Below are 5270 nucleotides of genomic sequence, written 5' to 3'. Positions count from 1 at the left end.
TGCGCGCCATTGCCTGAACGCGAGATTTCGAGCGATACGGGCACGTCCATCTCGAGGCAGGATTGCCGGAACGCCTGCGCATCGTCACGCCAGCCTTCCTCGTCGAAATCGACAGCGAGCAGGTAGCAGGTGCCGTCCGGCATCAGCGGATAGAGGCCCACCGTGCGATCGCCGGCCAGGTGCGCATAGACGACCTGGTCGTCCAGCGTCAGCAGTACACGATGCCCGCAGTCGGCGCAGCGGATGCGGGGCTTGTCGCAGATCCCGGCGCGCCATTCGTTGGCGCACGCCGGCGCGTAGCCGGATTTTCCGGAATTGCGGCTTTCCCAGCGTAGCGGATAGACATCCGTGCGACCGCGAAAGAGCCGCCGGAAGAGCTGTGCCTTCTGCTCCGGCGAAAGTACGGGGGTACCCATGTTTCGCACTGCTGGCGATGGTTCGTTCCGGGTCACCCGCACGGGCTTTGCCTGCGCCGGAAGCGTTGCCGGCAGCAAGGCGGTGAGCCGCGCGATTTCTGCCTGCAGGCGTGTGAGCTCGGCGAGCAGCTCCTCGCGTGTGAAATTTTCCCAGTCTGCCTGTGACAGCTTGCCTTCGTTCATTGCTTCACCGGTTGAAACCCCCGTCTCCCATCGAGCACGCCGGCTGGCGCACATGTTCGTTGTTGCATATCATCGTCTCCGATATAGATCACCTGATTTTACCCACGAGCCATGTCTGCCATCGATCGCTACATCGAAGCCGCGACGCGCGAAAACACCCGGCGCAGTTACCAGTCGGCGCTCCGGCATTTCGAGGTTGAATGGGGCGGCTTTCTGCCTGCGAGCGCTGACATGATCGCGCGGTACCTTGCCGATCACGCAGAAACCCTGGCGGTCAATACCCTGCGCTCCCGGCTGGCAGCCCTTGCGCAATGGCATCAGACGCAGGGTTTTCCGGATCCGACGAAAGCCCCGCATGTGCGCAAGGTCCTCAGAGGTATCATCGCGCTGCATCCCGCAACCGAGAAGCGGGCGAAGCCCATGCAGCTCGCGCAGCTCGAAAAGCTCACAGCGTGGCTCGATGAGCGGATCGCCAGGGAAGCAGACGAGCGCGACCGCAGTGCGTGCATTCGCAACCGGGCCCTGGTGCTGCTGGGCTTCTGGCGCGGCTTTCGCTCCGACGAACTCAGCCGGCTGCGGATCGAGCACGTAGCCGTTGAAGCCGGCCGCGGCATGACGCTGTACCTGCCGCGCACGAAAGGCGACCGCGCGCAGCTGGGCACGACCTTCAAGGCTCCGGCGCTTTCACGGCTGTGTCCGGTGACGGCTTACGAGGCGTGGATTGCGGCCTCCGGCCTGACGGAAGGGCCCGTGTTCCGGAGCATTGACCGCTGGGGAAACATCAGCGACGAGGGACTGCATGCGGGCAGCTTCGTGCCTCTGTTGCGTGCGCTTTTCCATGCGGCAGGCCTGGCCGTGCCGGACAGCTACAGCAGTCACTCACTACGGCGGGGCTTCGCAACGTGGGCCAACTCGAACGGCTGGGATCTGAAAATGCTGATGCAGTACGTTGGTTGGAAAGACGTGCGCTCTGCGATGCGCTACATCGACGCGGCCGATCCGTTCGCGCAACACCGCATCGAATCGGCACTCGCAACGCCAGGCACGGCCGTGCAGGAACTACCAGTCCTCGCATTGCCTGCGCCATAACGCTGGATTGAGGCATCACTCCACGCCGCCCTGGCGGACATGTACCGGGGGAGATTCGCTGCAAGCTCAATCGCGATCCGGACCAGCCAGATCTTCATGGCGGAGCGCTTCGAGCGGGCGCACCACATCACGGATCGATAAAAGCCCGGCGACATAGTGATCGATCTGGTCGAGCACGTCCTCGATCTGTTCGACAATCGACACGTCCCGGGTTGTTGCCGCGAAGTTCGCACCGTTGACGAGTGCATGCGCGATGCCATGCAGGCGCAACAGATCGTCCCGCAGGCCTTCCGGATCGTTAAGGCCTGTGCGCAGTTCGTCGAGCGTATCCACCGCATCGAGCACCCGCGTCGTGTCATAGCGCGACTGCAGCCCCTCCAGTGCGGCGGCATCAACTTCACCGTAGGGCGTGGTGGTCACCGCGGCTCTTGCACTCATCCAGCGTTACCTCATTTCGTCGTGAGGCCGGGCCGCCCGGCCAAACAGGGCATCGTTGATCCAGCTTTCGGGCGGACGTTCCAGATGCAGCCGGTAGCGCCCGAAGCGGCGAATGTTGTGCGTCGCATACGGGCTGACGAATTCAATGTCCTCGGTGCGGACCTTCTCGCCCTCGGCCACCATGTCGCGCAGGGCCCGCATCATGTCCACCGTGTTCTGCAGGATCACGGCCGATGCGATGAGGTCATTGTAGCGTAGCCGTTTTTGCTGCTCTTCCGGCTCGTTCTCCGCGATCACGTCGCCGCCGAACGACAGCCATTTCGCGAAACCGTTGTACGACTCTATCTTGTTGGTGTTTGCAGTCACGTCCTGGCGCAGTTCCCGGCTGCCGATCCATTCAAGCAGAAAGACCGTCCGCACGACGTTGCCGAGTTCGCGTGCAGCGAGATACAGGCGGTTCTTGCGGCTCTCGGAGCCAAGGCGGCGCAGCAGCAACGGTGAAGAGATCGTGCCCGCCTGGATCGACACCGCCACCTGCATGAGCTCCTGCCAGTGCCGTTCGATCAGCACCCAGTCGATGGTCGCCGTGAAAAGCTTGTCGATATGCCTGTACTTCGCGTCGCTGTCCGGGCGGTACAACACGAGGTCTTTCCAGTTGCGGATTCTGGGCATCAGCTTGATGCCGAGCAGATGGGTGAACGCAAACACGGCGGCTGATTGTCCCTGCGTATCCGCATGCACGGTGTTGGCCTTGACGGACAGGTCGGCCTTGAGCAGCCCTTCGATTACATAGATCGCTTCCCAGACGCCCGGCGGGATGAAATGCCGGAATACCGCGATATAGTTGTCGGCGACGTGGCGGTAGGCGACCGCACCCACTTTCCGGTAGCGGAAGTGATAGCCGGCCAACAGGTTGTTGTCGTAGAAGTCGTACTGTGTGCCGTCGGCCGCTACAGTCTTGCCGTCGCCCCAGTGCTTTGGCAGATCGAGCCGCAGGTATAGCTCGATCAGCTCGCGCTGCGCGGCCTCGAGCCTGTCCAGATTCATATGCCGACGGTTCACGAATGACAGCATGTGCGCCGTCACGTCGGTATCGAGATGGCGTGCCGCCTGGGTCGGGCCCAGGTTGCAGCCCATCGCGAAGATCGTCAGCAAATACCGCTCGGCCGCCTTGCGTATCTGCGGATCGATCCCGGATAACGGTCCGAAGTGCCGGGTAAAATGCGTCCAGTGCTCGATGTTCGCGAGAATGTCGAGCACATTACGGGTCGGCAGACGCGCATTGATCCGCTCCTGCAGGGCGATCGCACTGGCCGGAATTTCTTTTGCAATGGTCTTGCGCAGGATCGGCTCGCCTTTCTGGTCGATCGTGACATGTTCGCGCTTGCGTGGATATTCGTCGTCAAGCTTGCGCGCCGTGACGGTCAACCACTGACGCAGTTGGGCAACGAATTCGCTGCCCGTTTCCGGCAGGCCGACTTTCGCGCAGTAGTCGGGCAACTGTTGCTCACACTGTCGCCACGGCAGCAGATGGTCGCGATAGTCGGCGTAGGCATCGGATCCGGACACGCACAGGTCGCCGACGCGCAGTTCTTCCGCCATGTACGAGAACACGCACAGCTCAAGATAGCGCCGGTTGGTCGGCGCGCCTTCACCGTGGGAGCGCCGCACAAGCTTGCGCCAGCGTGCCGCTGCGAAACTCAGGTCCACATCGGCATCGATCCATTCGCGGTGTAACGTTTCGTTCTCCAGCACAACAACGAGCGCATCGAGCAGCGTCCGCACCTGGCTCGTGGAATCCCATTCGAGCGTGCGGGCGAGACGCATGAGGACCGAACGGTGCGCCCGGAAATGCTTCCAGAGCAGCGGCAGGTGATTGCGGCCGCTGAATGCGCGGATCTCGGCACAGCTCTCACGCAGCGGTTCGAGGTCACCTTTCGGTGCAAGCCACTTTCGTATGGACTGCGCGATCGTCCTCTCGTCGGACTCGTCAGCAAGGATGTCGACGACGCCATCGAGCAGGACCACGAGATCCTCGACCTTGTCACGCTGCCTGCGCTGAACGATCTCCAGTTCGTCGCTCGCGCGCTTGTGGATCGCACCCATACGTCGCACGAACATGTCGGCGAGATCGTCGCGGGCACGCACGCGCATGCGATTAAGCAGCGCCACGATCAATGTGTAGCGTTTCTCGGGAAGGGTGTCTTTCCGGAGGGCGGACGCGTCGAGTGCCATCGCCTGCATGGCCAGTGAGCGCAGCTTTGACGCCGGGACGCCGGCGAGCGCGATGGTGAAGTCCCCGATCTCGTCGAGCCAGGTGATCTGGTCAATCAGCAGGTCCAGGTGCTGCCGCGATGGTCGCCTCGCGTGGCGCTTGATGCGGTTATAGGCGGTCTGCCGGCTTGACAGGTCGCGGGCCAGCAGACGGTCCAGATTGTTCTTCTGTTCATTGGTCAGGCGTCGTGCGACCCGCCGGAAAAGCCGCGCCTGGGTCTTTGCATGGATCTGCTCGGTAATCCGGTCCAGCGTCGAGAAAGCCGGTAGTTCGATATCCTGCGCGATCAGTTCGTCGATCGTTGCATTGATGATGTCGACCGGCTGGTCCATGGACAGCGCAGCCGTGTGTGCGGCTCGCGTCGCAATCGTGCCTGCGTCGGTGCCGTAGTACGGCTTGACACCGAGGTGCTCGCGCACTGCGGCGTAATGCCGGAACAGCGTCGGCGATGCCTGCGTGTCATAACCGAAGCGTACTGCGGGACCGATGTTTGCCGCCGCGCGCACGTGTTCGACGACGGCCACCGGGATGCTGTCGAGCGACGGGAAATGATGCATCTGCTGGAAGACTTTCAGGAGCACCAGCAGACCCAGCCGGGGGCGCTCGCCCCGGGACGACCGCCGCGCCCATTCCAGTTCATCGGGCAGGGGTGTGTAGCAGGCTTGCAGGTCCCGCGTGGCAAGAACCGTGGGAAAGCGCGGATACGCAGTACGTTCGATGGTAGCCATGCGAGTCGTTTTGATCGCAGCGGGCCGCTCAGATTAGCCGAAGAAAATCAGGTCGTTACCAGGTCAGTTCGAAATGATTCCGCGCGTCTATATAACCCCAAAGCTTATGATAGGAATTTACGCTTACCTTGCCGCTACCCC

Annotated in this window: 4 protein-coding genes; 1 reads left to right on the top strand and 3 read right to left on the bottom strand. The window is 62.3% G+C overall.

Annotated features, from left to right (window positions below):
- Window positions 1–599: TOTE conflict system archaeo-eukaryotic primase domain-containing protein (locus BN2476_RS48880; RefSeq protein ID WP_438942946.1), on the bottom strand; the 599-nt coding region annotated here is incomplete at its 3' end.
- 111 nt (window positions 600–710) lie between these two features.
- Here BN2476_RS48880 and BN2476_RS40495 point away from each other — a divergent pair.
- Window positions 711–1688, top strand: a complete 978-nt coding sequence (locus tag BN2476_RS40495) for a site-specific integrase (protein ID WP_235851184.1) — start codon at window positions 711–713, stop codon at window positions 1686–1688.
- A 66-nt stretch (window positions 1689–1754) separates the two neighbouring features.
- On the opposite strand, the gene tnpC is transcribed toward BN2476_RS40495, so the two are convergent.
- Entirely contained in the window at window positions 1755–2126 is a 372-nt protein-coding gene (gene tnpC, locus BN2476_RS40490; RefSeq protein WP_087739771.1) for a Tn3 family transposase post-transcriptional regulator TnpC, read from the bottom strand.
- A 6-nt stretch (window positions 2127–2132) separates the two neighbouring features.
- Window positions 2133–5129 carry a Tn3 family transposase gene (locus tag BN2476_RS40485; RefSeq protein ID WP_087739770.1) on the bottom strand — a complete coding sequence of 999 codons (2997 nt, stop codon included), beginning with the start codon at window positions 5127–5129 and terminating at the stop codon, window positions 2133–2135.
- Between the last annotated feature and the right edge of the window lie 141 nt (window positions 5130–5270).

This window comes from Paraburkholderia piptadeniae (assembly GCF_900007165.1).
GTDB classification, from domain to species: domain Bacteria; phylum Pseudomonadota; class Gammaproteobacteria; order Burkholderiales; family Burkholderiaceae; genus Paraburkholderia; species Paraburkholderia piptadeniae.
This window is presented reverse-complemented; position numbering and strand designations above follow the sequence as displayed.